27 protein-coding genes are annotated in these 26,813 nt (G+C 63.1%); 18 read left to right on the top strand and 9 right to left on the bottom strand.

Annotation, left to right across the window (positions count from 1 at the left end):
- The first annotated feature begins 33 nt into the window (after positions 1-33).
- Positions 34-486 (top strand): host attachment protein, encoded by a 453-nt coding sequence (locus NGR_RS23165; protein ID WP_012708918.1) that lies wholly within the window; start codon positions 34-36, stop codon positions 484-486.
- A 4-nt stretch (positions 487-490) separates the two neighbouring features.
- On the opposite strand, the gene mnmD is transcribed toward NGR_RS23165, so the two are convergent.
- Positions 491-1,207 (bottom strand): tRNA (5-methylaminomethyl-2-thiouridine)(34)-methyltransferase MnmD, encoded by a 717-nt coding sequence (gene mnmD, locus NGR_RS23160; protein WP_164924434.1) that lies wholly within the window; start codon positions 1,205-1,207, stop codon positions 491-493.
- An 89-nt stretch (positions 1,208-1,296) separates the two neighbouring features.
- On the opposite strand from mnmD, the gene NGR_RS23155 reads away from it, so the two are divergent.
- The 6 genes from NGR_RS23155 (at position 1,297) to uraH (ending at position 5,753) form a co-directional block, all read left to right on the top strand.
- Positions 1,297-2,427, top strand: coding sequence for an NAD(P)/FAD-dependent oxidoreductase (locus tag NGR_RS23155; RefSeq protein ID WP_012708916.1), 1,131 nt, complete (start codon positions 1,297-1,299; stop codon positions 2,425-2,427).
- A gap of 76 nt (positions 2,428-2,503) precedes the next feature.
- The gene (locus NGR_RS23150; RefSeq protein WP_164924433.1) at positions 2,504-3,304 is read left to right on the top strand and encodes a DUF1045 domain-containing protein; all 801 of its coding nucleotides are present in this window, start codon (positions 2,504-2,506) and stop codon (positions 3,302-3,304) included.
- A 78-nt stretch (positions 3,305-3,382) separates the two neighbouring features.
- Entirely contained in the window at positions 3,383-4,312 is a 930-nt protein-coding gene (gene puuE / locus NGR_RS23145) for an allantoinase PuuE (protein WP_012708914.1), read from the top strand.
- Positions 4,312-4,812, top strand: a complete 501-nt coding sequence (gene uraD / locus NGR_RS23140) for a 2-oxo-4-hydroxy-4-carboxy-5-ureidoimidazoline decarboxylase (RefSeq protein ID WP_012708913.1) — start codon at positions 4,312-4,314, stop codon at positions 4,810-4,812. The genes puuE and uraD overlap by 1 nt, the downstream gene beginning before the upstream one ends.
- A gap of 66 nt (positions 4,813-4,878) precedes the next feature.
- Positions 4,879-5,394: an ureidoglycolate lyase gene (locus tag NGR_RS23135; RefSeq protein WP_012708912.1), complete on the top strand. Its 516-nt coding sequence runs from the start codon at positions 4,879-4,881 to the stop codon at positions 5,392-5,394.
- Positions 5,391-5,753, top strand: a complete 363-nt coding sequence (gene uraH, locus NGR_RS23130; RefSeq protein WP_012708911.1) for a hydroxyisourate hydrolase — start codon at positions 5,391-5,393, stop codon at positions 5,751-5,753. Before NGR_RS23135 ends, uraH begins: the two co-directional genes overlap by 4 nt.
- A gap of 45 nt (positions 5,754-5,798) precedes the next feature.
- Here the strand turns inward: uraH and NGR_RS23125 are convergent, their stop codons facing one another.
- The 4 genes from NGR_RS23125 to NGR_RS23110 form a co-directional block, all read right to left on the bottom strand.
- The gene (locus NGR_RS23125; RefSeq protein WP_012708910.1) at positions 5,799-6,944 is read right to left on the bottom strand and encodes an alpha-hydroxy acid oxidase; all 1,146 of its coding nucleotides are present in this window, start codon (positions 6,942-6,944) and stop codon (positions 5,799-5,801) included.
- A 206-nt stretch (positions 6,945-7,150) separates the two neighbouring features.
- The gene (gene guaD, locus NGR_RS23120; protein WP_012708909.1) at positions 7,151-8,467 is read right to left on the bottom strand and encodes a guanine deaminase; all 1,317 of its coding nucleotides are present in this window, start codon (positions 8,465-8,467) and stop codon (positions 7,151-7,153) included.
- Positions 8,464-9,696, bottom strand: a complete 1,233-nt coding sequence (locus tag NGR_RS23115; RefSeq protein WP_012708908.1) for a urate hydroxylase PuuD — start codon at positions 9,694-9,696, stop codon at positions 8,464-8,466. The genes guaD and NGR_RS23115 overlap by 4 nt, the downstream gene beginning before the upstream one ends.
- 163 nt (positions 9,697-9,859) lie before the next feature.
- Positions 9,860-10,762, bottom strand: a complete 903-nt coding sequence (locus NGR_RS23110) for a LysR substrate-binding domain-containing protein (RefSeq protein ID WP_164924432.1) — start codon at positions 10,760-10,762, stop codon at positions 9,860-9,862.
- 37 nt (positions 10,763-10,799) lie between these two features.
- On the opposite strand from NGR_RS23110, the gene NGR_RS23105 reads away from it, so the two are divergent.
- The gene (locus tag NGR_RS23105; RefSeq protein ID WP_012708906.1) at positions 10,800-11,069 is read left to right on the top strand and encodes a hypothetical protein; all 270 of its coding nucleotides are present in this window, start codon (positions 10,800-10,802) and stop codon (positions 11,067-11,069) included.
- Between the two features lie 288 nt (positions 11,070-11,357).
- On the opposite strand, the gene xdhB is transcribed toward NGR_RS23105, so the two are convergent.
- The 3 genes from xdhB to NGR_RS23090 all read right to left on the bottom strand — a co-directional run bounded on the left by xdhB (position 11,358) and on the right by NGR_RS23090 (position 16,187).
- Positions 11,358-13,694: a xanthine dehydrogenase molybdopterin binding subunit gene (gene xdhB / locus NGR_RS23100; RefSeq protein WP_012708904.1), complete on the bottom strand. Its 2,337-nt coding sequence runs from the start codon at positions 13,692-13,694 to the stop codon at positions 11,358-11,360.
- Positions 13,695-13,916: 222 nt separating this feature from the next.
- A complete protein-coding gene (gene xdhA, locus NGR_RS23095) occupies positions 13,917-15,389 on the bottom strand; it encodes a xanthine dehydrogenase small subunit (protein WP_012708903.1) in 1,473 nt (490 codons plus the stop codon).
- Between the two features lie 21 nt (positions 15,390-15,410).
- Positions 15,411-16,187, bottom strand: a complete 777-nt coding sequence (locus NGR_RS23090) for a 3-hydroxybutyrate dehydrogenase (protein ID WP_012708902.1) — start codon at positions 16,185-16,187, stop codon at positions 15,411-15,413.
- Between the two features lie 303 nt (positions 16,188-16,490).
- On the opposite strand from NGR_RS23090, the gene glpK reads away from it, so the two are divergent.
- The 8 genes from glpK to sbmA all read left to right on the top strand — a co-directional run bounded on the left by glpK (position 16,491) and on the right by sbmA (position 24,107).
- Positions 16,491-17,984 carry a glycerol kinase GlpK gene (gene glpK, locus NGR_RS23085; protein ID WP_012708901.1) on the top strand — a complete coding sequence of 498 codons (1,494 nt, stop codon included), beginning with the start codon at positions 16,491-16,493 and terminating at the stop codon, positions 17,982-17,984.
- Between the two features lie 314 nt (positions 17,985-18,298).
- Positions 18,299-18,622, top strand: coding sequence for an ArsR/SmtB family transcription factor (locus tag NGR_RS23080; RefSeq protein WP_012708900.1), 324 nt, complete (start codon positions 18,299-18,301; stop codon positions 18,620-18,622).
- The gene (locus tag NGR_RS23075; protein WP_012708899.1) at positions 18,619-19,038 is read left to right on the top strand and encodes an SRPBCC family protein; all 420 of its coding nucleotides are present in this window, start codon (positions 18,619-18,621) and stop codon (positions 19,036-19,038) included. Before NGR_RS23080 ends, NGR_RS23075 begins: the two co-directional genes overlap by 4 nt.
- 44 nt (positions 19,039-19,082) lie before the next feature.
- The gene (locus NGR_RS23070) at positions 19,083-19,304 is read left to right on the top strand and encodes a hypothetical protein (RefSeq protein ID WP_012708898.1); all 222 of its coding nucleotides are present in this window, start codon (positions 19,083-19,085) and stop codon (positions 19,302-19,304) included.
- A gap of 120 nt (positions 19,305-19,424) precedes the next feature.
- Positions 19,425-20,465 carry an LLM class flavin-dependent oxidoreductase gene (locus tag NGR_RS23065; RefSeq protein ID WP_164924431.1) on the top strand — a complete coding sequence of 347 codons (1,041 nt, stop codon included), beginning with the start codon at positions 19,425-19,427 and terminating at the stop codon, positions 20,463-20,465.
- A 66-nt stretch (positions 20,466-20,531) separates the two neighbouring features.
- Positions 20,532-21,281 (top strand): type I methionyl aminopeptidase, encoded by a 750-nt coding sequence (gene map / locus NGR_RS23060; protein ID WP_164924430.1) that lies wholly within the window; start codon positions 20,532-20,534, stop codon positions 21,279-21,281.
- 263 nt (positions 21,282-21,544) lie between these two features.
- Entirely contained in the window at positions 21,545-22,678 is a 1,134-nt protein-coding gene (locus NGR_RS23055) for an MFS transporter (RefSeq protein WP_432654033.1), read from the top strand.
- Between the two features lie 166 nt (positions 22,679-22,844).
- Complete coding sequence (gene sbmA, locus NGR_RS23050; protein WP_164924428.1) at positions 22,845-24,107, top strand: peptide antibiotic transporter SbmA; 1,263 nt, start codon at positions 22,845-22,847, stop codon at positions 24,105-24,107.
- Positions 24,108-24,116: 9 nt separating this feature from the next.
- Here sbmA and NGR_RS23045 read toward each other — a convergent pair whose 3' ends face one another.
- Positions 24,117-25,121, bottom strand: coding sequence for a polysaccharide deacetylase family protein (locus tag NGR_RS23045; RefSeq protein WP_012708893.1), 1,005 nt, complete (start codon positions 25,119-25,121; stop codon positions 24,117-24,119).
- A gap of 248 nt (positions 25,122-25,369) precedes the next feature.
- On the opposite strand from NGR_RS23045, the gene NGR_RS23040 reads away from it, so the two are divergent.
- Complete coding sequence (locus NGR_RS23040; protein ID WP_164924427.1) at positions 25,370-25,957, top strand: NnrU family protein; 588 nt, start codon at positions 25,370-25,372, stop codon at positions 25,955-25,957.
- 187 nt (positions 25,958-26,144) lie between these two features.
- Positions 26,145-26,813 carry a tetratricopeptide repeat protein gene (locus NGR_RS23035; protein ID WP_012708891.1) on the top strand — a complete coding sequence of 223 codons (669 nt, stop codon included), beginning with the start codon at positions 26,145-26,147 and terminating at the stop codon, positions 26,811-26,813.

The following is a 26,813-nucleotide window of genomic DNA, read 5'->3' as shown; positions in this document are numbered from 1 at the left end:
CTATCTTCCAATCGAGACACAGGAGAGGAACCAGTGCGGAACCGGATTTGGATACTGGCAGCCGATGGCAATGCGGCGCGCATCGTCAAGGACGTCAACCTGCTGAAGGATGGTCGTCAGCAGCCGGAAGTGGAATCCTACGAGATCGAGGGGAGACGCGCTCAAGACATCATGGCCGATAAACCGGGCCGCAGCCATTCGTCGGTGGGACATGGCCGCTCGGCGATGGAATACAGCAGTGATCCGGTCCGCGAGGAGCAGCACCGCTTCGCAGTCGAGATCGCCGGGAAGCTCGACCACTATGCTCTGGAAAACGCTTTCGAGAACCTGGTGATCTGCGCCGCGCCGAAGACCTTGGGCGATCTCAGGAAGCTGCTTTCCGCTCACGTCAAGGAAAAGACAGTCGCCGAGATCGACCGCAACTGCGTGGCCGTGCCGACCGATCAGTTGATTGCAACGGTCAAGTCGGTGGTTTTTCCCGGGTAGACGTTCAAGCCTTATCGCCCCGCAGCATCTCGCGCTTGCCGGCAAAGCCCGGAAGACGCTCGACGGCGAAGCCGGCGGCGGCGAGATTGCGGCGGACGAATCCCGCGGCCGCATAAGTGGCGAAGGTACCGCCTTCGACAGTCTTGTCGAACACCGCCTGCATGAGGTCCTGCGACCACATGTCGGGGTTGCGGGACGGCGCGAAACCGTCGAGATACCAGGCGTCGAAGACTTCCGGCGACGCCGGAAGACGATCGAGCGCCGTGCCGCAGACCACCGTGAGCCGCACCTCGTTGAAGTCGATGCCGATGCGGCCGGCGGGAGCATGCGGCCAATGGGCGACCAGCGCCCGTCGCTCTGCGTCGATCTCCGGCCAATGAGACAGTGCCCGGTCGATATCGCCGGCGCGCATCGGAAAGCGCTCGAAGGAGACGAAGTGTAACCGACCGTCGGAGACCCGTGCCTGTTTCCATTGCCGCCAGGTCTCACAGAAATTCAGGCCGGTGCCGAAGCCGAGCTCGCCGATCGTAAAGGCGCCGCCTGTGCTCCACCGCGCCGGCAGCCGGTTGCCGCTGAGGAAAACATGGCCGCATTCCAGCCGGCCATCGGTGCGGCAGTAAAAGTGATCGCCAAATTCCACCGAATAGGGCATATCGCCGGCGTGCCATTCAAGGCCCTGCTGTGCCGGCGGCGGGCCTTGGCGGATATCAGGTTCTGTCATCGCAATGTCGTTGGTCTTGCGGCTGTGCATCGCCGCGTGTTCCTTGAATCGAGTTCGATCTACGGAATTATGCAGGAGAAGGTCAATCGATGAGCGAAGTTTTGATCGTTGGCGGCGGTATCATGGGGCTCTGGGCAGCGCTCCTGGCCGGCCGTGCCGGCATCGAGACGCGCCTCCTCGAGCGAAAGAGCATCGGCGCAGGCGCGAGCGGCGGTCTGCTCGGCGCGTTGATGCCGCATATGCCGGACCGCTGGAACGCCAAGAAGCAGTTCCAATTCGATGCCCTGGTTTCCCTCGAGAATGAGATTGCCCGGCTTGAAGCGGAGACCGGACTTTCGGCCGGCTATCGCCGCTCGGGCCGGATCATGCCGCTCGGCAGGCGGCACCTCCGTGAAATTGCGCTCGGTCACGAGCAGGACGCCGAGCGACACTGGATTGCGGGCGGCCGGCGTTTCCACTGGCACCTCGGTGATGCCGGATCTGACGGGTGGCCAGCAGCGGATTCGGCACCCTTCGGGATCGTCCACGAGACGCTGGCGGCATGCGTGGCGCCGCGAAACCTGCTGGCGACGCTGCGGGCGGCACTTGTTCAGTTTCCCCATGTCCGGTTCGAAGAGGGGGCCGAGGTCGCCTCGATCGAACCGCGACGCGGCCGGCTGGCGCTCGCCGACGGGCGCGAGCTGACGTTCGGGCAGTGTATCCTATCCGCAGGGGTCGGGAGTTTCCCCTTGATCGACCGATTGGCGCAGGGGCAGCAGGTGCCGAGCGGCGGCGCGGTCAAGGGGCAGGCGGCGCTGCTTCGCGCCGACATCGATCCGGCTGCGCCGATCATTTTCACCGACGGCCTCTATATCGTTCCGCATGAAAACGGCTACGTGGCCATCGGCAGCACCAGCGAGAACCAATTCGCCGAGCCGTTTTCGACGGATGCACAACTGGACGGGCTGATCGATCGCGCCGCAGCTGTCGCTCCGGTCCTGCGCGACGCACCGGTGATCGAGCGCTGGGCCGGACTGCGCCCAAAGGCCACGGGCCGCGAGCCGATGGTCGGCCGACATCCGGATCATCAAAGGCTGTCGGTGCTGACCGGCGGCTTCAAGGTCAGTTTCGGGATGGCGCATGTTCTGGCCAGCTTCGTCATCGACGAACTTGCCGGGCGGACGAGCGTCGAACTGCCGCCATCCTTCCGATGCGAAACCCATATCGCGGGCCTGCGATAGCCCCCATTCCACTTCGTCAATCTGTCACGCAAATCACCTAAGAGGCGGCTATCGAACAGAATTTCGGAGCGTCGCAATGCGGTACGCCATTTGTTTTACGCCGCCGATGGGAGACCCGTTGTCGGCGGCGGCGGCGAGCTGGCTCGCCCGCAGCGTTTATTCCGGCGAGCCCGTGGAGCCGCCGCCGATCGCCGGCCTCCGCGTTTCGGAGATCGCTTTCCACACGGCCGTTCCGCGCCGATTCGGCTTTCATGCGATGATCATGGCTCCCTTCCGCCTTGCCGAAGGCGTAGATGAAGCGCAATTGCTGAGAACGTTGATGCACTTCACCAGCGCCGAGACGCCGTTCGCGATCGAGCGGCTGGAGGTGGCGCGCCTCAGCCAGTGCCTGGGCTTGCTGCCGCAGGTGCCGAGCCATGCAATGCATATGCTCGCCGCGCGGGTTCTGCAGGCGTTCGACCGCTACCGGGCGCCGCTCAGCGAGGAAGAGATCGAACGCTCCGATCCCGATCGGCTGACCGCGCCGCAATTCACCAACCTCTATCGGTGGGGCGATCCCTTCGTGATGGAAGAATACCGATTCCATATGAAACTCACCGGTCCACTGGGTGCCGATGGCGGGCGACGACTGGAGGCGCCGTTGCGAGAGGTCTTCGAACCGCATCTGACGAAGCCGCTCGCGATCGACAGCCTCGCCTTGTTCGTCGAACCGGAGACGGGGGCGCCGATGCGCGTCCATTCCCAGCATCCGCTCGGCAAAATCTCCGTCCGCCCAAGGGGCGAAAGGGCGGTTCGGCCCGAGGCGCAGCCCCAGGCACCTGGTGACGCCGGAGGCCCCTTGTCGCTCTTTGCCAATACTCTTTCAGCGATACGCTAAGCTCCTCTCCGGCCGTCATTTTCATCTCGACAATCCGGTGTGCGGTGTTACCGTTTCGGAAAAATCGAAGGTGACCTCATGGCAGAGACTTCCTATCCGCGCGACCTGGTTGGCTACGGGCGAACGCCGCCCCATCCCCGATGGCCGGGCGATGCGCGCATCGCGGTGCAATTCGTCCTGAACTATGAGGAGGGCGGCGAAAGCTGCATTCTGGATGGCGATCCGGCATCCGAATGCCTGCTGTCGGAAATCGTCGGTGCACAGCCCTGGCCGGGACAGCGCAACCTCAATATGGAATCGATCTACGAATATGGGGCACGAGCCGGCTTCTGGCGGCTGTGGCGCATCTTCACGAGCCGCGGCGTGACGCTGACGGTCTACGGCGTGACGCTGGCCATGGCGCGCAACCCGGAGGCGGTCGCCGCTATGAAGGAGGCCGGGTGGGAGATCGCCAGCCACGGGCTGCGCTGGCTCGAATACAGGGACTTTCCGGAGGAGGTCGAGCGCGAGCACATTCGCGAGGTCGTGCGACTGCACACGGAGCTGACGGGCGAGCGGCCGCTCGGCATCTACCAGGGCAAGCCTTCGGCAAACACGCTGAAGCTCGTCCTGGAGGAGGGCGGCTTCCTCTATTCCTGCGATTCCTATGCGGACGAGCTTCCCTATTGGGTGCCGGGGCTGACACCCGACAAACCGCATCTCATCATTCCCTATACGCTCGACGCCAACGACATGCGTTTTGCCACCAACCAGGGGTTCAATTCCGGCGACCAGTTCTTCACCTATCTCAAGGACACTTTCGACGTGCTCTATGAGGAGGGCAGGGACGGCAGCCCGAAGATGATGAATGTCGGCCTGCATTGCCGTCTCGTCGGCCGGCCGGGACGGGCTGCGGCGCTCGCCCGCTTCATCGACTACGTCCTGTCGCACGACAAGGTATGGGTGCCGCAGCGCATCGACATTGCCCGCCACTGGCACGAGCACCATAGCCCGGAAGGACTGCGCTGATGTCGGAACGCGAGCATTTTGTTCGCCGCTTCGGCGACATCTTCGAGCATTCGCCCTGGGTGGCGGAGCGTGCGTTCGATCATGCCGCCTCGTCGGGTTTGACCGCTGGCAACGTCCATTCGGCGCTCTGCAACGCCTTTCGCGCGGCATCGCCCGCAGAACGACTCGCCGTCTTGCGCGCCCATCCCGATCTTGCCGGCAAGCTGGCCGTCGCCGGCCAGCTCACGGTCGACTCGAAGTCCGAACAGGCATCGGCGGGCCTTGACCGGCTTTCGTCGGAAGAGCATGCCCGTTTCACGGAGCTCAACGCGGCCTACACGAAGAAGTTCGACTTTCCTTTCATCATCGCCGTAAAGGGACTGACGAAGGAGGAGATCCTCGCCGCCTTCGAGCAACGGATTGACAATTCCGCAGAAGAATTTGAAGCCGCCTGCGCGCAGGTGGAGCGGATCGCCCGGCTGCGGCTTGGTTCCATGCTTCCGGGAGAAGACAATGCCTGACAAGACCGTCCCCGAACTGCCCGCCGGCGCCGCTTGGCACCCCGGCGTCGCTGGGACCCGGACCTGATGTCACATTTCATTTCGATCGAGCCTCTGACCAAGGAGGCTTTCGCCCCGTTCGGCAGCGTCATCGAGGCCGACCCGGCTTCGGCGCGGTTCATCAATGGTGGCAATACCGAGCGGTTTCATGCCCGTGGCGAAGTCGACGTCGCCGGGGAGGGCGCGCGGGTGATCATCAACATCTTTCGCGGTCAGCCGCGGACGTTCCCCTACAGGCTCACCATGATGGAGCGCCACCCGCTCGGCACCCAGAGTTTCTCGCCGCTTCACGATCGGCCCTGGCTCGCGGTTGTCGCCGAGGACGAGGGCGGACGCCCGGGCAGGCCGCGGGCCTTTTTGGCAAGCGGCCGGCAGGGGGTCAATTATGGCCGCAATGTCTGGCACCATCCGTTGATGACGATCGACACCGCCAGCGATTTCCTCGTCGTCGATCGCGACGGGCCGGGCAACAATCTCGAGGAATTCTTCTACGAAGAGCCTTTCGTCATCCCAGATCTGCCGTCAAAGGAAACAGTCCGATGAGCAAGAGCGGCCGCCTGACGACCCACGTCCTCGACACCGCACTCGGCAAGCCGGCCGAGGGGCTCAGGATCGATCTCTTTCGGCTGGACGGTGAGGAGCGGCAGTTGATCCGCACGGTCCGCACCAACAACGACGGCCGGGTCGACGCGCCGCTTGCGGAGGGCGAAAGTTTCAAGGCGGGCCAGTACGAGCTGGTCTTTCACGCCGGCGACTATCTGCGCGCGGCCGGGATGGCGCTCCCGGATCCGGCCTTCCTAGACCTTATCCCGCTGCGGTTCGGCATCGCCGACGTTGCCAGCCACTATCACGTGCCGCTGCTGCTCTCGCCCTACGGCTATTCCACCTATCGCGGCAGTTGAGCCGGACGACGGGAAGCGGGCGGGCAACGCCCGCCGCTTGCCACGTTACATCGCGTATTCGGCGATGACGTCGCGGCCCACATCGGTGATGCTGCGCTTGCCGCAGAGCGCCATGGTGATGTCCATCTCCTTGCGGATGATGTCGAGGGCGAGGGTCACGCCATCCTTGCCCATAGCGCCGAGGCCGTAGAGGAAGGGCCGGCCGATGAAGGTGCCCTTGGCTCCGAGGGCGACGGCCTTCAGCACGTCCTGGCCGGAGCGGATGCCGCCGTCGACATGGACCTCGATCTGATCGCCGACGGCGTCGATGATCTTCGGCAACATGCTGATCGAAGACGGCGCTCCATCGAGCTGGCGCCCGCCGTGATTCGAGACGATGATTGCGTCGGCGCCGGTCTTCGCTGCCATTTTCGCGTCTTCCGGATCGAGGATGCCCTTCAGGATGAGCGGGCCGCCCCAGCGCTCCTTGATCCACTCGACGTCCTTCCAGGAAAGCTGCGGGTCGAACTGCTCCGCCGTCCAGGCATGCAGCGAGGAGAGGTCGGTGACGCTCTTGGCGTGGCCGACGATGTTGCGGAAGGTGCGGCGGTTGGTGCCGAGCATCTTCATGCACCAGCGCGGCCGTGTCGCCATCATCCAGAGATGTTTGGGCGTCATGCGCGGCGGCGCCGAAAGCCCGTTGCGAAGATCCTTGTGGCGCTGGCCGAGAATCTGCAGGTCGAGTGTCAGGACGAGGGCCGAGCATTTGGCCGCCTTGGCGCGGTCGATGAGGTTGAGCACGAATTCGCGCTCGCGCATGACATAGAGCTGAAACCAGAAGGGTTTCGTCGTGACCGACGCGACGTCCTCGATCGAGCAGATGCTCATCGTCGAGAGCGTGAAGGGAACGCCATGGGCCTCGGCTGCCTGGGCCGCGAGCATTTCCCCGTCGGCATGCTGCATGCCGGTCAGGCCGGTGGGGGCAAGCGCCACCGGCATCGACACTTTCTGGCCGATCATCGACGTTTCGAGCGACCGGTTTGTCATGTCGACCAGCACCCGCTGGCGCAGCTTGATCTTCGCGAAATCCTCCTCGTTCGCCCGATAGGTCCCCTCCGTCCAGGCGCCGCTGTCGGCGTAGTCGAAGAAAAGCTTTGGAACCCGCCGCTTGGCGAGGGCCTTGAGATCGCTGATGTCGAGGATTTGCGTCATGGATCGCCCTCATCGAATGGAGATTAGTGCATGTCGCCCAAGAGTGTGCAGCGGTTTTGGGGTGACGACATGCACAGAAACAAAGACCTAAAGCGCGCCGCGTGAGTACGTTTGAACGCGGCGCGCTTTAGGACGCCATAGCATCTTTTCAAAAGTGGCGTAATAGTCGCAACGCACAAGAGGTCAAAAAAATTGACCTCTTGTGCTCACGTCGTCCCGAGCGTCGATTTGGCCGGCTTGCCCGCCACATAGGTCTCGAAGATCGACCGGTCGTCGCCCATCGTCTGCAACAGGAAGAGCTCGTCGGCGAGCGAATTGACCACTTCGGCCCTGAGCGCCATGGCCGGTGTCGCTGCCATGTCGAGGACCGCGAGGTCGGCATCGGTGCCGGGCTCCAGCGTGCCGATGCGATCTGCAAGCGACAGCGCTTCGGCATTGCCGCGAGTCATCATGTAGAAGCTGTCGAAGGGGTTCAGGCGCTCGCCCTGCAATTGCAAAATCTTGTAGGCCTCGTCGAGCGTCTTCAGCATCGAATAGCTGGTGCCGCCGCCGATATCGGAGGCGATCGAGACGCGCACCGGTTTCTCGCGCCGCGTCAGCGCGCGGAGCGGGAACAGGCCGGAGCCGAGGAAGAGATTGGATGTCGGGCAGAAGACGGCGACCGAGCCGGTCTCGCTCATCGCATCGGCTTCGCGCTCCGACAGATGGATGCAATGGCCGAAGAGGCTTTTAGGTCCAAGCAGCCCGTAGCGGGCGTAGACGTCCGTATAGTCCTTCGCCTCCGGGTAGAGCTCTGAGGTATAGGCGATTTCGTCGCGGTTTTCGGAGAGATGCGTCTGCACATGCAGGTCCGGAAATTCGCACAAGAGCGATTTCGCCACCGCCATCTGCTCCGGCGTCGAGGTAATGGCGAAACGCGGCGTGATAGCGACGTGGTTGCGGCCCTTGCCGTGCCAGTCGGCAATCACCGCCCGCGTCTCGTCATAGCTCATCTGAGGTGTATCGAGCAGGCCCTGCGGGGCGTTGCGATCCATCATCACCTTGCCGGCGACCATGCACATGCCGCGCCTTAGGCTCTCGGCGAAGAAGGCGTCGGCGGACGCCTTGTGCACCGAGCAATAGGCCGTCGCCGTCGTCGTGCCGTGGCGCACCATCTCGTCGAAGAAGCGGGTGGCGATCCGCTCCGCATGTGCCGTCTCGACGAAGCGGCATTCCTCCGGGAAGGTATAGGTGTTCAGCCATTCGAGCAGGTTGGCGGCATAGGAGGCCATGACCTGCATTTGCGGAAAGTGCAGATGCGTGTCGATGAAGCCCGGGACGATGAGGTGCGGCCGATGGTCGATCTCCATCACCTCTTCCGGCGCTGCGGCCCTGACCGTCGCGTAAGTGCCGGCGGCCGTGATCACGCCAGCTTCGACGAGGAGCGCGCCGTCGCTTTCATAGGTATAGGCGCCGCTGTCGTCGATGCTCTCCGGCGCGCGGCGGAAACTCAGCGTGCGGCCGCGGATGAGGGTCGATGTCATTGTGCCTCCCCGACGGCGCTCTCGAACCAGGCCGTCAGCAGACTGCGTTCGTCAGCCGTCATATCGGTTATGTTGCCGGGCGGCATGGCGTGACTGCGTCCGGCCTGGATATAGATTTCGCGCGCCAGGGCGGCAATCTCGGCGTCGCTCTCGAATACGACGCCCTTCGGTGCGCGGGCAATGCCCTCGTAAACGGGCTCGGCGGCATGGCACATGCTGCAGCGGGTCGCGATCGTGTCCTTGACGGCGGGGAAATGTGCATTTTCGGCAAAGCGCCTGAAGGTGGGGGCGGCCTCGGCCCGCTCTTCTCCGGTCAGCACCTTCGGCACTGTCGAGAGCCATATGATCAGGATGAAAAGGATGACCGTCGCGAGCCAGGTCCAGGTTGGCTTGCCCTTGCGCGCATGCGTGGTGTTGAACCAGTGGCGGATCGTCACGCCCATCAGGAAAACGAGCGCTGCAATGATCCAGTTGAAGGCCGTCGCGAAGGCGAGCGGGTAGTGGTTCGACAGCATGAAGAAGATGACCGGTAGGGTCAGGTAGTTGTTGTGCAGCGATCGCTGCTTGGCCTGCGCCCCGAGCCGCGGATCGGGCGTGCGCCCGGCGATCAGGTCGGCAACGACGATCTTCTGGTTGGGGATGATGATGAAGAACACATTGGCCGACATGATCGTCGCCGTGAAGGCGCCGAGATGCAGGAAGGCGGCGCGGCCGGTGAAGACCTGCGTATAACCCCAGGCCATGGCGACGAGCACGACGTAGAGGAGGGCCATCAGCCCCCAGGTATTCTTGCCGATCGGCGACTTGCAGAGAAGGTCGTAGAGGACCCAGCCGACGCCGAGCGAGGCGAGCGAGATCAGGACCGCCGTCGTCGCCGAGATATCGAGCACGTGTCGGTCGACCAGGAAGAGATCGGCGCCGCCATAATAGACGATGCAGAGCATCGCGAAGCCGGTAAGCCACGTCGAATAGGACTCCCATTTGAACCAGGTAAGGTGCTCCGGCATTGTCGTCGGCGCCACCAGATATTTCTGGATGTGGTAGAAACCGCCGCCATGCACCTGCCACTCCTCGCCATAGGCGCCCGGCGGCAGGTGGTCGCGCTTCACCAGGCCAAGGTCGAGCGCGATGAAATAGAAGGACGAGCCGATCCAGGCGATGGCCGTCACAGCATGCAGCCAGCGAACGGCAAAGGCCAGCCATTCCCAGCCGATGGCGAATTCGTACATTCAGGTCCCCTTTCTCTCCTTCGTTGCAGATTGCGAGAAAAAGCGGGAACGGGGAAGGGCCGATTTGATCGTCGGAACGATTTCACCCGCTACGTCGACGAGCGCGAAATCCATCCTTTCCAAAAGGTTAGAGGGATGTCCTTCGGAATGTGATTCAAACTCTTCAGAACTGGCTTAAAGATGGATTGAGCTCGCCGAGGATCCAGTCGCGAAAGGCACGAATCTTGGGGGCGTTGCGGCGGGCATGCGGATAGACCAGCCAATAGTCGTGACTGTCGTTGCAGCGGAGGTCGAAGGGTTGGTAGAGCCGGCCGAGCGCGACGTCGTCGCTATAGAAGTCCGGCGTCAGGATGGCGACGCCCTGGCCGGCGACGGCGGCGCGTGCCTCGAATGCCTGGGCGCCCAATCGGCTGGCGGGGCGGCCGGCAAGCTCCGGATTTTCGACGCCGGCGGCGCGGAACCATTGCTCCCACCAGGGGTCGTTCGGATCGATGATCCTGAGCTTCAGAAGGTCGCGCGGCTCATGCACGCCGCCGATGGTCTCGGCAAGGGCCGGGCTCAGCATCGGCGTGAACTCCACCCGCATCAACGGATGGCAGGTGAGCCCCGGCCAGTTGCCGTCACCGTAGCGGATGGCGATGTCTGCAGCTTCTTTCCCGAAATCGATGACCTTGTCGGCCGTTGCCAGCCGTACCGAGATATGCGGATGGGCGATCTGAAAGGTGCCGATATTGCGCGCCAGCCATTGCGAGGCAAAAGTCGGCGTCGAGTGGATGAAGAGGGCCGTATCGGCATCGGTGCGCGCCGAGGTTACCGCCTCCAGCAGCAGTTCGAAGGCTTCGGTCACCTTTGGCGCCAGCCTTTGACCGACTTCCGTCAGCGTCACCTGCCGGGGACGCCTCAGAAACAGCGGCTCGCCGACGCTCTCCTCGATCAGCTTGATCTGGTAGCTGACCGCCGTCTGGGTCATGCCGAGTTCCTCGCCCGCCCTGGTGAAGCTGCCGAGCCGGGCGGCCGCCTCGAAGACCCTCAGGGCATTCAGCGGAAACTGCTTCGACATCTTCATGGATAAGCTCTCTTGATGCATACAGACGGATGTTCGATTGGAAATCGAGCATCTTCGGCGGCATGCTGCAAGTCAACTTCAATGTCTTCGAATGGATGTTTGGATGACTTGCGATGTATTGGAATATGCTGAAAGAAAGCCGCTTCTTTCGTTCGGCGGCGCAAGGCGGTTCGCGGCGTCGGCGCTTCGTCGCATGGGCGGTCGGAGCCTGAAGCTCGACCTTGAATCCACATCCGAATACATGAAAAAGGATTTGGGGTTACTCGACGGGCGCATGCCCCGGCGCGACGATGAAATGCTGCGGTAGCAGTTGCATGGTTGCGTTTCGGTTCTGCCCCGCATCCGCCTGCCGGCACCTTCTCCCCGCAGGCGGGCGAAGGGGCATGCCGCGCCCTCCAGTCCCCTGTACCTTTTTCCGGCGGTTCTTGGGTTGCACGCCGTCGTCGCGTGTCGTGCGAAGTGAAGCGTAGCGGAATGAAGCATGACCCGCGACGACGGCGTGCAACCCAAGAACCGCCGGAAAAAGGTACAGGACTCCCCACCGTCAGAACGGGAAGAGGGCTAGGGTGAGGGGCCATCTTCGACGAAGCAGCTGTTAGAGGCCCCTGAGCCGCTCCACCGCCATCAACACCCGCTCCGGCGTTGCCGGCGTATCGAGGCGGGGACATTCGCGATAGTCGGCGACGCTGGCGACCGCCATCGACAGCGCCTCGAGCACCGAGATCGGCAGCATCAGGGGCGGCTCTCCCACCGCCTTCGAGCGGCCGACCGTCTTTTCGGCGTTTTCCGACCATTCGGCGAGGCGCACGTCGAAGATCTTCGGCCGATCCGAGGCGAGGGGAATCTTGTAGGTGGAGGGAGCGTGCGTCCTCAGCCGCCCCTTCTCGTCCCACCAGAGTTCCTCCGTCGTCAGCCAGCCCATGCCTTGCACGAAGCCGCCCTCGACCTGGCCGAGGTCGATCGCCGGATTGAGCGAGCGGCCGACGTCGTGCAGCACATCGACGCGGTCGACCAGATATTCGCCGGTCAGCGTGTCGATCGATACTTCGGAGACTGCCGCGCCATAGGCGAAATAGTAGAAGGGCGTGCCGCGCCCGGCGGCGCGGTCCCAATGGATTTTCGGCGTCTTGTAGAAGCCGGCGGCCGAAAGCTGCACACGCGCGACATAGGCTTGGCCGATGAGTTCCGCGAAGGGCACGAGCTCCTCGCCGATCTTCACATGGTTCGGCACGAAGCTGATATTGTCGGGCGTCGTCTGCCAGCGTTCGGCGGCGAAGGCGACGAGGCGTTCCTTGATCTGGCGGGCTGCGTCGAAAGCGGCCATGCCGTTAAGGTCGGAGCCCGATGAGGCGGCAGTTGCCGAGGTGTTCGGCACCTTGCCGGTCGTCGTCGCGGTGATCTTCACGCGGTCGATGTCGATCTGGAAGCTGTCGGCCAGAACCTGCGCCACCTTGGTGTAGAGGCCCTGGCCCATCTCGGTGCCACCATGGTTGAGGTGGACCGAACCGTCATTATAGACATGGACGAGGGCGCCCGCCTGATTGAGATGGGTGAGCGTGAAGGAGATGCCGAACTTCACCGGCGTCAGCGCGATGCCCTTGCGGATCACGCGGCTCGATCTATTGAAGTCGATGATCGCGGCCCGCCGCGCCTGGTACTCGGCACTCGTCTCCAGTTCCTCGACGATCTGCCGGATGATGTTGTCTTCGATCTTCTGGTGGTATGGCGTGACGTTGCGATCCGAATCCTTGTCGCCGTAGAAGTTTTGCTTGCGGATTTCGAGCGGGTCCTTGCCGAGCGCAAAGGCGACCTCCTCGATGATCCGCTCGCCGCCGACCATGCCTTGCGGCCCGCCGAAGCCGCGAAAGGCGGTGTTGGAAACCGTATTGGTCTTCAGCGGTTGCGATGTCAGCTTCACATGCGGATAGTAGTAGGCGTTATCGGCGTGGAAGAGCGCCCGGTCGGTGACCGGTCCGGATAGATCGGCGGAAAAACCGCAGCGCGCCGCATAGGTGGCGTGGACCGCCAGGATCTGCCCGTCCTCATCGAAGCCGACATCGTAATCGACGAGGAAATCGTGGCGCTTGCCGGTGGCCACCATGTCGTCGTCGCGGTCGGGGCGGAATTTCACGGCGCGGCGCAGCTTGCGCGCGGCGACGGCGGCGAGTGCGGCGAACTGGTTGCCCTGCGTTTCCTTGCCGCCGAAGCCGCCGCCCATGCGGCGGACATTCACCGTCACGGCATTCGATGGAACGCCGAGCACCTGCGCGACCATGTGCTGGACCTCGCTCGGATGCTGCGTCGACACCCAGACGGCCATCTCGTCGTCCTCGCCGGGAACCGCGAGCGCGATGTGTCCTTCCAGATAGAAGTGCTCCTGGCCGCCGATCCGCATCCGGCCCTTGAGCCGGCGTGGTGCGCGCTCCAGTTCGCCTTCCGCGTCGCCGCGCTGCAGCGTCAGGGGCGGCGTGACGAGCTCGCCGCCCCCGGCCATCGCGTCGGCGACATCGATCATGTGGGGCAGGTCGCGATAGGTGATCTTCGCAAGCCGCGCGGCACGGCGGGCTATGTCGCGCGTCTCGGCGATGACCGCAAAGGCCGGCTGCCCGTGGAACTGCACGCGACCGTCGGCAAGCACCGGTTCGTCGTGCAGGTGGGTGGGGCTGATGTCGTTCGAATGCGGCATGTCCTTTGCGGTCAGTACTGAGACGACGCCGGGAAGGGCGGCCACAGCCGAGAGGTCCATGTCCATGATTTCGGCGTGTGCCCGGTCCGTGAGGCCAAGCGCGCCGTGCAAGATTCCGGCGGGCTCCGGAATGTCGTCGATATAATCGGCGGTCCCGGCGACGTGCTTGTGGGCGCTGTCATGGCGGAGCTCACTGTGCATGGGGCCGGCGATGCTTTGGCGGTCTTCGAAGGTGGACTTATCCATTGGTTGGCGCCTCCCTACGAAGGAACTGCTGCCCCTCATCCGCCTGCCGGCACCTTCTCCCCGCAGGCGGGGAGAAGGGATATGCCGCAGCGCCTTCGTCCTTCTCTGAACTTGGGCAAGCGGCGGCGCCCCTCTCGTCCCCTCTCCCCGCCTGCGGGGAGAGGGTTAGTCCTCGGGTTAAACCCGAGGAGAGGGGCCAATCAAACACTTCGAAGCCACTGTTCATGCCACCTCCTCGAAGCGCTGAAGCTGGGCCCTTTCGCCAATGCTTTCCAGGAAGAAGCGCATCAGCAGGTTCTTCGCCGCCAGCATTCGATAGGCGCCGGTGGCGCGCCAGTCGCTGATCGGCTGAAAATCCGTGTCGAAGGCGGCCTGCGCGGCGTGGATCGTCTCTTCCGTCCAGGGCTGGCCGATCAGCGCGATCTCGACGGCCTTTGCCCGCTTCGGGGTGGCGGCCATGCCGCCAAAGGCGATGCGGGCGGTTTTCACCCGGTCGCCGTCGAGCGTGATGCGAAAGGCGCCGAGCAAGGCGGAGATGTCCTCGTCGCGGCGCTTCGTCACCTTGTAGGCAGCGAAGCGGTCGCCTGCCGGCAGCGCCGGAACGAAGATGGTCTCGACGAATTCGTCGGGTCGCCGGTCCTGCTTGCCATAGGCGATGAAGAATTCCTCGAGCGGCAGCGAGCGCGCGCCGTCTTTCGACCGCAGCGTGACCGTGGCGCCGAGGGCGATCAGCGGCGGCGGGCTGTCGCCGATGGGCGAGCCGTTGGCGATGTTGCCGCCGATCGTGCCCATGTTGCGCACCTGCTCGCCGCCGATCCGGTCGAGAAGCCGGCCGAAGCTGGGATAGGCGGAGGAAAGAACTGCGAAGGCGGCCGTATAGCTGACGCCGGCGCCGATCGTCAGGCCGGCTTCAGAGCTTTCGATCTTCTGCAGTTCGGCGATGCCGTTGATGAACACTGCCGGATTGATCGGGCGCATCTGCTTCGTCACCCAGAGGCCGACATCGGTCGCACCAGCGACGATCGTGGCGGTGGGATGTTCGGCCAGCACCGCCGCAAGCCCGGCCGCATCCGCCGGAACGATAAGACAGTCCTCGCCCCTGCCGATGACGATCGTTTCCGTCGCCTGCAGCGCCTTGAGCCGAGTCGCGACCGTTTCGCGCGTCCGGGTAATCGGATCGAAAACCGCCGCCGGCCGCTCCTTTGCCGCCGCTTCGGCCGCGCGGATGATCGGTTCATAGCCGGTGCAGCGACAGAGATTGCCTTGCAGCGCCTTCTCGATCGCCGCGCGGCTCGGATTGTCGTCCGTCAGCCACAGCGCGTAAAGCGACATGACGATGCCGGGCGTGCAGAAGCCGCATTGCGAGCCGTGAAAATCCACCATTGCCTGCTGCACCGGATGCAGTGTTCCGTCGCTCGCGGCCAGATGCTCGACGGTCACGACATGCGTGGCGTTGAGCGAGCCGACAAAGCGGATGCAGGCATTGACGGTCTCGTAGACGAGGCTTTCGCCGGCATGCCGACCAACCAGCACGGTGCAGGCGCCGCAGTCGCCCTCGGCACAGCCTTCCTTGGTACCGGTCAGGCGCCGCTCGAGCCTCAGAAAGTCGAGGAGGGTGGCGGCCGGTTCAACGTCCGAAAGCGAGACTTCCGTATCGTTCAGGATGAAGCGGATGCTGTCGGGTGCCTGGGTCATCACGTCCTTTTCGATCCCGCCCTATTGCGCCGTCCAGCCGCCGTCCATCGAGACATGCGTGCCGGTGATTTGCGCCGCCTCGTCGCTGGCGAGATAGAGCGCCAGCGAGGCGACCTGCTCGACGGTTATGAATTTCTTGGTCGGCTGACCCTTGAGCATCACCTCGTTGATCACCTGTTCCTCGGTGATGCCGCGCGTCCTCGCCTGGTCCGGTATCTGCTTTTCGACAAGCGGCGTCAGCACATAGCCGGGGCAGATCGAGTTCACGGTGATGCCGTTTTCCGCCACCTCGAGCGCCACGGTCTTCGTGAGGCCCATGATACCATGCTTGGCCGCCACATAGGCGGATTTGAAGGGTGAGGCGACGAGGCCATGCGCCGAGGCGATGTTGACGATGCGGCCCCAGCCCTTCTGTTTCATGGCGGGAATCGCCGCCCGGATCGTGTGGAAGGAGGAGGAGAGGTTGATGGCGATGATCCGGTCCCATTGCTCGACCGGAAAATCCTCGATCTTTTCGACGAACTGTACGCCGGCATTGTTGACGAGGATATCGGCACCGCCGAAGCGCGCGACGGCGGTCGCCATCAGGTCGGCGATCTCGGCCGGCTTCGTCATGTCGGCCGGATGGTGCAGCACCGTGCCGGCGCCGAGACCCGCCACCTCGTCCGTCACCGTCCTGATCTCGTCGGCCGAACCGAAACCATTCAGCACGATATTGGCCCCGGTCTTCGCAAATGCCTTGGCGATTGCCAGGCCGATGCCGCTCGTCGAACCCGTTATGACCGCTGTTTTCGTCATTCTCGATCTCTCCCTCGGCGCCGCAGACCGTCCCATCGTCAGTTGGGACAGGGGCAAGACCGTGCCGCATCTTACCCGTTCCGCGCGCTCGTTTTGCGACGCAACAGCCCTCAGCCTACGCGCAAAAGAGCAGCGGTGACAATTGTGTTTTTCAGGCGCGCGACGCAGAGTTTGGTGCCGTTCTCGACGAGGAAGATAGTTGCGTTTTGTTTTCGTTTGACATTCGTTTTCCCATCGTATTGAAGTCTTTCGAAGGCTGCTCCTCGAGGAAGGGCGGCGTCTGTGCGTGCCGAGGAGGGGCATATGGGCGGATATATTCTCGCGATCGATCAGGGTACGACGTCCACGCGGGCGATCGTTTTCGACGGCAAGCAGCAGGTCGCGGGCGTCGGCCAGAAGGAATTCAAACAGTATTTTCCGAAATCCGGCTGGGTGGAACACGACCCGGAGGAGATCTGGGAGACGGTTCTCTTTACCGCTCGACAGGCGATCGAGAAGGCTGGAATTTCCGCGACCGATATCGCCGCGATCGGCATCACCAACCAGCGCGAGACGGTGGTGGTGTGGGATCGCGCGACGGGCAAGCCGATCCACAATGCGATCGTCTGGCAGGATCGCCGCACCGCGTCCTTCTGCGATAAGCTGAAGAAGCAGGGCCTCGAAAAGACCTTCAGCAAGAAAACCGGGCTGCTGCTCGATCCTTATTTCTCCGGTACGAAGCTCAACTGGCTGCTCACCAATGTGAAGGGAGCGCCGGCGCGCGCCGCCAAGGGCGAGCTCTGCTTCGGCACCGTCGACACCTTCCTCATCTGGCGACTTACCGGCGGCAAGTCCTTCGTCACCGACGCCACCAATGCGTCGCGCACGCTGATCTACAACATCGTCGACAATAGCTGGGATGACGAACTCACCGACATCCTGCGCATCCCGCGGGTAATGCTGCCCGAGGTGAAGGACTGCGCCGCCGACTTCGGCGTCACCGATGCTTCCCTGTTCGGCGCGGCGATCCCGATCCTCGGCGTCGCCGGCGACCAGCAGGCGGCAACGATCGGCCAGGCCTGCTTCAAACCCGGCATGCTGAAATCGACCTACGGGACCGGCTGCTTCGCGCTGCTCAATACCGGCAAGGACATCGTCCGTTCCAAGAACCGGCTGCTCACCACCATCGCCTACCGCCTCAATGGCGAGACGACCTATGCGCTCGAAGGCTCGATCTTTGTCGCGGGCGCTGCCGTCCAATGGCTGCGCGACGGGCTCAAGGTCATCAAGGCCGCGCCCGATACCGGCACGCTGGCCGAAAGCGCGGACCCGACGCAGGACGTCTATCTCGTGCCGGCCTTCACCGGGCTCGGCGCGCCGCACTGGGATCCGGATGCCCGCGGCGCGATTTACGGCATGACCCGCAACACCGGCCCGGCCGAATTCGCCCGTGCCGCTCTCGAGTCCGTTTGCTATCAGACACGCGACCTCCTCGACGCCATGCATCGGGATTGGCGCAGCAACGGCAAGGACACGGTGCTGCGCGTCGACGGCGGCATGGTTGCCTCCGACTGGACGATGCAAAGGCTCTCCGACCTCCTCGACGCCCCGGTCGACCGCCCGGTCATTCTCGAGACGACGGCGCTCGGCGTTGCCTGGCTCGCCGGCAGCCGCGCCGGGGTCTGGCCCAAACAGGAGGAGTTCGCCAAGTCCTGGGCGCGCGACCGGCGCTTCGAACCGAAGATGGACGGGACAACCCGCAAGGGCAAGCTCAAGGGCTGGCGCAGCGCCGTGAAGCGGACGCTGATGGCGGCGTAGCCGGGCGGTCTGCTTTTCCCGTCGCTGGTCGCGCTTTCTCCCCAGGGCGTGGGCTCCAGCATTCGTCGCGAATTGCATAGTCAATGGGGTATATTGGGGGCGCCTTGCCGCTGACATCCCCGCCATGCGCACGATGCCTGAAAAGCATCGTTGCCAATTGATCCGCAAACCTATGTTGCGCCGTTCCACGCGGTGCGGCCGACAGCTTTGTCCGCACGTTTCCTGGGAGGTTTCATCCGATCCAGGTGCAGGCTTGACGCACGTATACCTGGTTGGCTATATGAAATTCATAGCCAACCAGGTATAGATTCGACATGTCAGAGGCTCAGGATGTTCTTTTCAGGACGCTCGCCGATCCAACGCGGCGGGCCCTTTTTGAACGACTCTGCCGCGAAGGGGAAAGAACGGTCGGAGCGCTGACGGAGCGGGCCGGTGTCTCGCAGCCAGTCGTCTCCAAGCATCTCGGCCTGCTGAAGCAGGCCGGCCTGGTTCGTGATCGCCATCAAGGTCGCCACACCTATTACAGCGCCCAACTCGGGGCGCTCGCCCCCTTGGTCGACTGGACAAGCGAAATGGCTGAATTCTGGCAGAACCGTTTCGACAACCTCGAAGATTTGCTGAAAAGGATGGACCAATGAATGAAATCCACACCGTCGTGGTCGAACGCGACATACCGCATCCGCCCGAAAAGATCTGGCACGCGCTCACCCAACCGCACCTCATCGAGGAATGGCTGATGAAGAACGACTTTCAGGCCGTCGTCGGTCATCGTTTCAATCTGCGCGGAGAATGGGGTGGTGTGCTGGACTGCGAGGTGCTTGCCGTGGAGCCGAACAGAAGGCTGACATACACCTGGAATTTCGCGCACGAGGATGCGGCCTTCGACCTCAAGAGCGTGGTGACGTTCACCCTCACGCCAACGACCACAGGGACCCAGCTACGGATGGAGCAGTCGGGCTTCCGGCCGGAGCAGCGCCAGGCCTTTGGTGGCGCCAAGACCGGGTGGCCGCAGTTCCTTGCAAATCTGGAGCAGGTTCTGGCACGGCTCGATTGAAGCCGGCGAGAACCGTATGTCATCGAATTTCCTGGGAGGTTTTAATGAGTGCTTGGATTCGGCAAATTCACCGCTGGCTGTCGATCATTTTCACGGCGACCGTGGCTGCCAATTTCGTCGCCATGGCGCTGGGTGAGCCGCCCGCCTGGATCGTCTATTCGCCGCTGCTTCCTCTGTTCCTGCTGTTGTTCAGTGGCCTCTATATGTTCGCGCTCCCTTATGCCGCGAGATGGCGGAGTGGTCGGTCCGCCGCTCACGGGAGGTGAACACAACGGTCCGCCGACATCGATCGACTTGTCCGGGAAACGATGTGTTTCCCGGATGAGCATTTGCTGCCCGTGCGTGCGCCAACTATCTGTTGTCAAAACGGAAACAGGACGGGCAGTATGGAACTCGGGCTTTACACATTCGCGGATATCGATCCGAACGCCGAAAACAAGGGCGGGGAAGGACAACGGCGCCTTAGGAACCTCATAGAAGAGATCGAACTTGCCGATCAGGTCGGCCTTGATGTCTTCGGGCTCGGCGAGCATCACCGGCCTGATTATGCCGCCTCTGCTCCGGCGGTGATCCTCGCAGCGGCGGCGGCGCGCACAAAGCGCATTCGGCTGACGAGCGCCGTGACGGTGCTGAGCTCCGACGATCCGGTCCGCGTCTTCCAGCAGTTCGCGACGCTCGATCTTGTCTCCAACGGTCGCGCCGAGATCATGGCCGGGCGCGGCTCCTTCGTCGAATCCTTTCCGCTCTTCGGCCAGTCGCTGGACGATTACGATCAGCTTTTTGCCGAGAAGCTGGACCTCCTGCTGGCGATCCGCGACAGCGAGAAGGTCACCTGGTCCGGCGAAATGCGGCCGCCGATCGACGGTCGCGGCGTCTATCCGCGACCGTTGCAGGACCCGCTGCCGCTGTGGATCGCGGTCGGCGGCACGCCGCAGTCGGTGGCGCGCGCCGGCGCGCTCGGCCTGCCGATGGCGCTGGCGATCATCGGTGGAGAGCCGCGGCGGTTCGCGCCGCTCTTCGATCTCTACCGCGAGGCGGCGCGGCGCGCCGGACAGGACGTATCGAAGCTGAAGACAAGCATCAATGTTCACGGCTTCATCGCCGACACGACGGATGTGGCGGCCGATCAGTTTTATGGGCCGCAGGCGGAGGTGATGAACCGCATCGGCCGTGAGCGCGGATGGGGGCCGACGAGCCGCGCTCATTTCGACCAGGCACGCAGCCCGACCGGCAATCTGTTCCTCGGTGACCCGGAGACGGTGGCGCAAAAGATCGTCGCGCACCAAAGGCTCTTCCGCAACGATCGCTTCCTGCTGCAGATGGCGATCGGCCCGATGCCGCACGGTGAGATCATGCGCGGCATCGAGCTTTACGGCACCAAGGTGGCGCCACGGGTCCGCGAGATGCTGGCGGAAGCGAGCAAGTAGCGGTACCAGCCGGCACTGGTATCTGCCGCGCCGGGACGCTACATGTGGCCGCGAAAGCGAGACACAATGACCCTCAACAACGACGAAGATCTTGAGCGGCTGAAGGAAATCGGCCGCATCTGCGCCAATGCGCTCCAGGCGATGGGCGAGGCGCTCGAGCCGGGCATCACCACGGCGGAACTCGACGCGATCGGCCGCAAGGTGCTCGAGGAGGCGGGGGCGCGCTCGGCGCCGGAGCTCTGCTACAAGTTTCCGGGTGCGACCTGCATCAGCGTCAACGAGGAAATCGCCCACGGTATTCCGGGAAGCCGGGTGATCCGCGCCGGCGATCTCGTCAACATCGATGTGTCCGCCGAGAAGGACGGTCTCTTTGCCGATACCGGTGCCTCCTTTCCCGTGCCGCCAGTCACGACCGCGATCGACCGGCTCTGCCGCGACGGCAAGCGGGCCATGTGGGTGGGGCTGAAGCAAGTTCGGCCGGACCAGTCGCTGGCGGCGATCGGCAGCGCCATTGGCGAATTCGCCCGCAAGAACCGCTATTCGCTCGTCACCAACCTGGCGAGCCACGGCATCGGCCGGTCGTTGCATGAGGAGCCGGCCGAGATCGCCACCTGGCCGGACCCCTCCGAAAGGCGCCGGATGAAGGAAGGCATGGTCTTCACCATTGAACCGTTTCTGTCGATGGGTGCGCACTGGGCCGAGGGCGGCGACGACGACTGGACGCTCTACAGCGAACCACGGGCCCCTACGGTGCAGTACGAGCACACGGTCGTCGTGACGCGCGCCGGGCCGCTGGTGGTGACGCTGCCGGGCTGAGCAGACCGGCGTGCCGCCAAGGCTGCGATCGTTCGATTCCATTAATCGAAGGTTCAATCATAATGATTTGTCGCCTTGTTGCTGCGATGCAATAAGGACGTATGAGCACGCTCCATAGATTGCCGGATCGCGATAAAGGGGACGTCGGCCCGATGCACGGCCCGGGTCCGCGTCGAACGGAGCAGGCTGCGGAGCCGCCGCCTGCTGCTCACGGGATTTCTGCTGGCAGCCTCGCCGCGACGGCGATCGCCGGCGCCATCGCCATGGCGGTCGCGATGGGCTTCGGCCGCTTCTCCTACACGCCCATCCTGCCGGCGATGATGGCGGATGCCGGCCTGTCTCCGGCCGATGCCGGGCTGATCGCCTCGGCCAATTTCGTCGGCTATCTCGCAGGCGCGGTGCTTGCCGCCTATGGCTGGGCGCACGGGCACGAGCGGCGGATCGGTCTTGCGGCACTCGCCGCCACGACACTGCTGCTCGCGGCAATGGGGCTTAGCTCGTCGGTGCTCGTCTATTCGATCATCCGTTTCCTCGCCGGCCTGGCGAGCGCCTTTGCGATGATCTTCGTCTCCGGGATCGTGCTGGGGCAGGGGCTACGCGCAAAATCCGAACATGTGCCGTCGGTGCATTTCGGCGGTGTCGGCTTCGGCATTGCACTTTCGTCGATCTGTGTCTGGGCGGCGCCGCTCGCCGGGGCCGCCGGTTTCTCCGCCTCGCAGGGAGATTGGTTCACCGGCGCGGGTGTGGCGCTCGCCGGCACCGTTCTCGTTGCCGCCCTGCTGCCGGGCAGCGATCACCTGGGCAACGGCGGCGGGCGCGAGGCGCCGCTCACCTGGACGCGGCCGCTGACCGTCGTGACGCTCACCTATGGCTTCTTCGGCTTCGGCTACGTGATCACCGCGACCTTCCTCGTTGCGATGGCGCGCGACACAAGCGGCGGTCACAGCGTCGAATTTCTCGCCTGGCTGATCACCGGCGTCAGCGCTGCGCTGTCGATCTATCTGTGGCGTTTCGCCGTGCAGCGCCTCGGGCTTGCCGGCGTCTATGCCGCGGGGCTGCTGGTCGAGGCTGTCGGCCTCGTTCTGACCGTTTCCCTGCCGGTGTCCGTGGCGCCGCTTGTCGGCGGGCTGATGCTCGGCGCCACCTTCATGATGGTCACCGCCTATGGCCTGCAGATCGGCCGGCAGCTTGCACCGGAAAGCCCGCGCCGGGCGCTTGCCTTCATGACCGCCGCTTTCGGCATCGGCCAAATTATCGGGCCGGTGGTGGCGGGGTGGCTGGCGGAGCGGACCGGAAGTTTTGCGCTGCCGACCTTGGTGGCTGCCGCCGTGCTGTTCTGCTGTGGTATGGTGGCGGTGCTGGAAGTGCGCAGGATCGGGGCTGCTTTGGCACGCTGAAATTCTGACGATTTGCGGGGGCTGCGAACTGCGTTCTCCGGCCCGGAGCTTCATGAAATAACAGTAACATTGGGATTGCGTAATTGTTGCCGCGCGCAATTTGCCCTAGTTTCGGCCGCATCAGGAGGCAAGTCGTTGACCTCCGAAGAAAAGCGAGTGCCGTCCCTTGTTCCAATCCTTCTTCCCGCAACCTAAGCCCTTCTTTACGTCCGCGATAATCTGGACGATCGTCACAATCGCATTCTGGTACACCGTCGGAGCCAATTTGGGCGTCTCCTTTGGTGCCGGGCCAATGGCGGAAGGGACCGAACCGATCGGCGCGACCTACTTCGTGACGCCGGACAAGTTGTATTTCTATCTCTATTTTCTTTTGTGCGGCGGTATATTTGGCGGAGCCTGGAGATTTTACGACCGCGAGCATCGCTGGTTCAATTGGTCCGTTTGGGGAAGTATTTTTATAATATTTTCCACATACTTCGGCGTTTTGGTCTCGCTGGCCGTCAACAATTGGCGCCGTCCGTTCTTCGATCTTTTGCAGGCGGCGCTGGAGCACAAGCCCGGGGTTACCGCCGGTGACTTTTACACTCTCCTGATAAAGTTCTCGGAAATCGGAGCGGTCGCGGTCTTCGTTTTTGTCGTTACACGCTTCCTGATCAGTCACTACGTGTTCCGTTGGCGGACCGCGATGAACGAATTTTACATGTCGCAGTGGGCCAGGCTTCGGCATATCGAAGGCGCGTCGCAGCGTGTTCAGGAAGACACTATGCGCTTTGCCGATATCTCGGAAGGACTGGGGGTCAATCTCATTGATGCGGTGATGACCCTGGTTGCGTTCTTGCCGCTTCTGCTTTCGCTGTCGAAGCATGTTCCCGAGCTGCCCATCCTGGGTGCAGTCCCGTATTCGCTGTTCTGGCTGGCCCTGGTGTGGTCCATGTTCGGTACCGTCCTGCTGGCGGTCGTCGGCGTCAAGCTTCCGGGTATCGCTTTCAGGAATCAGCGCGTAGAGGCTGCGTATCGCAAGGAATTGGTATACGGCGAAGATGACGAGTCGCGCGCGACGCCTCCCACTGTGGCGGAGCTATTCGACAATGTACGTCGGAATTACTTCCGCATGTACTTCCATTATCTCTATTTCAATATGGTTAGATCGATCTATAACCAGGCTGACAGCGTCTTTGTGTACTTCTTCTTGGTGCCGACGTTCGTTGCCGGAACGATCACGATGGGTATTTTGCAGCAGATCCTGACTGCGTTCGGGCAGGTCAGTAGTTCATTCCAGTACCTCGTCAACTCGTGGACAACGATCATTGAATTGCTGTCCATCCATAAGCGCCTGCGCGCCTTCGAATCCATTCTCTATGAACAGCCGCTGCCGGAAATCGACCAGCAGTTCATCAAGGCCGGCGGCCAGGAAGAACTGGCGCTATAACAGCAACAGTCAGAAGGCGGAGCGATCCGCCTTCTTTCTTGCGTCTTCGATCAGCGGCAAGGCGTCCGCATAGCTGACGCAGGCGACGTCCGGCTTGCCGCAGGTTTCCGTCAGGAAGCGGTCGAGCGCCCGCCAATAGGCGCCGCCATTCATCTCGACGAAGTGAAAGCCGAGCTGCAGCGGAATGCGCGCGCCGTCATATTCCTTGCGGAATGCCTCACGGTAGGCGGCGAGCGTGCGTTCCTCGAAGCGGGCGCTGTCCTTCCGGTTTTCGACGCCCATCGAGTGGCGGATGAACAGGTTGTAGTCCATGCCAATCACCCGGCGGTGCGAGGGACCCTCGGGGATGAGCGGCAGGCCGAAGCGCGGCATTCCGTCCGCAGTCGTCGGCCAGCCCGGTCCCTTGGTGACGAGGCTCGCATCATAGGTGAACTTGAAGGCTTCGAGTGCCGGCATCAGCCCGTCGCTCAAGGAAAGGTAGGGCGCGCGGAATCCCTTGATGCCGTTGCGGGCGAAGTCTGCCCAACCTTGCGGTTCGGCCTCCGGCTTGTCAGCCTTTTCCCAGGCGTCAACGAGGGAGGTGCGGAAGGAAGCGAATTCGTTCTCCCAGTCCGCCTCGCTCCAGCCCTTACCGTCGAAATGGCCGCAGGCATGGCTGCCGATGTCGTGGCCCTCGAGATGCGCCTGCCAGATATGGCCGGCACGAATGGCGATCTCCCCGCGGCTCTGGGCGAAGCCGACATTCGAGCGGCCGGCCTTCTGGCCCGGCGCCTTGTAGCTCTGCCTTGCGTCCGACTTGGTCATCAGGAAGGTGCAGGAAAGAAAATAGGTGAAATGCGCGCCGGTGCGCTTCGCCATGGAAAGGCTCTTTTCCCACAGAGCGTTGTCGTGCGCGCCATCGAAGGAGACGATGACGAGCTGCTTTTCCTTGGCGGGCAGGCGTGCCGCCGGCGGATCGGCGAGCGTCGCCGTGGGAAAAAGACAAAGGGAGAGCGCGAGGATCTTGCGTGGCATAGGGACGGCTTCTGGGAGAATCAGCGGATGCGACGAGTGGTTCTCGCCGTCCCTTCTTCAACAATGCGGCAATCCTTTGATCCCGCTGGAATTTGCAGGGGATATCGTTATGCGATGGTAAACAAAGGGATAATGCGGGATCAGCAAGGCTCGAAGCGGGGAAGCGCTTGCATCGCGCCAAGATTTGTTGATCGATGGCGTTCGAAATCCGGGTGTCCGGAAGCGGCAAATCTAGCGGCGGGTGAGTAATGGCTTTTTTGGTCCTCGGTATCGTAATCTTCCTCGGCATGCACCTCGTCCGTGTGGTTGCGCCCGATATTCGCGCCGGCTTCATCAAGAGCCGCGGCAAGGGCGCCTGGATGGGGCTCTATGCGCTCGTCAGCCTCGTCGGCCTCTGTCTTATCATCTACGGATTCGGCCAGGCGCGCGGCGAAACGGGGATGCTCTACGATCCGCCGGTGTTCCTGCGCCACATTGCCCTGCTGCTGATGTTGTTTGCCTTTGTCTTTCTTGCCGCGGGTTTCCTGCCGTCGGGGCGCATCGCCGTCGCGGTCAAGCATCCGCAGATCCTGTCGATCAAGATCTGGGCGCTGGCACATCTGCTTGCGAATGGCGAGACGTCATCGGTGCTGCTTTTCGGGTCCTTTCTCGCCTGGGCGGTGATCTTGCGCATCTCGCTGAAACGACGCGAACGCGCCGGCGAAACCGTGCTGCCGGTGTTCAAATCGGCGCAGAACGACATTCTGGCGATCGTGATCGGTCTCGTCGCCTATGTGCTCTTCATCTGGAAGCTGCATGATTGGCTGATCGGCGTTGCGCCCATCGTGATGGGCTAAATGTCGCCGGCCCCCTTACAAGCGGCGCAAAATCGGGTAGAAGGCGCAAAATCCACAAAGAGCGACGCGTGTCCGTCCGGACGCGCAACGGGTGCTCGAACATTTGAGATTGCGCGTATCCTTTCCGGACATCGGTGACGATTGTCGGGGGCTACGTGCCAGCGTGCAGGCAAGGCCGGGGCGAAAGATGGCAAACCAGGACGACAGTTTTATCCGCGAGGTCAATGAAGAACTCCGCTCGGACCAGATGAAGGCGATCTGGACGCGGTTCGGCGGTGTCATCATCGGGGTTGCGGCACTCATCGTCCTCGGTACGGTCGGCAAGGTCGGCTATGACTACTGGCAGGAGAGTTCCTCGTCGCAGTCGGGCGATGCCTTTCTCGTAGCGCTCGATCTCGCCAAGGAGAACAGATCGGAGGAGGCTCTCGGCGCACTGACGAAGCTGGAGCAGGAGGGTTACGGCTCCTATCCGGTCCTGGCGCGGCTGCGGGCGGCGACGCTTAAGGCCCAGAAGGGCGAAACCGAAGCGGCTTTCGCGGCGTTCTCCGAGATCGGCAAGGACAATCGCATTCCCGCGGCACTTCGCGATGCGGCGAGGCTGCGCGCCGCTTACCTGCTCATCGATACCGGCACCTACGATCAGGTTTCGGCCGAGGTCGAACAACTGGCGGTGCCGCAGAATGCCATGCGCCATTCGGCGCGCGAGGCGCTCGGTCTCGCCGCCTTCAAGGCGGGCGACTACGCCAAGGCGAAGGGCTGGTTCCAGCAGATCGCCGACGATACCGAAAGCCCGCGCGGCGTCGCCAACCGGGCACAGATGCTGCTCGACGTGATTGCGGCGAGCGGCAAGGCTTGA

The organism is Sinorhizobium fredii NGR234 (assembly GCF_000018545.1).
Lineage (GTDB): Bacteria > Pseudomonadota > Alphaproteobacteria > Rhizobiales > Rhizobiaceae > Sinorhizobium > Sinorhizobium fredii_A.
The sequence above is the reverse complement of the archived record's forward strand: the minus strand, read 5'-3'. Positions and strand labels throughout refer to the sequence as shown.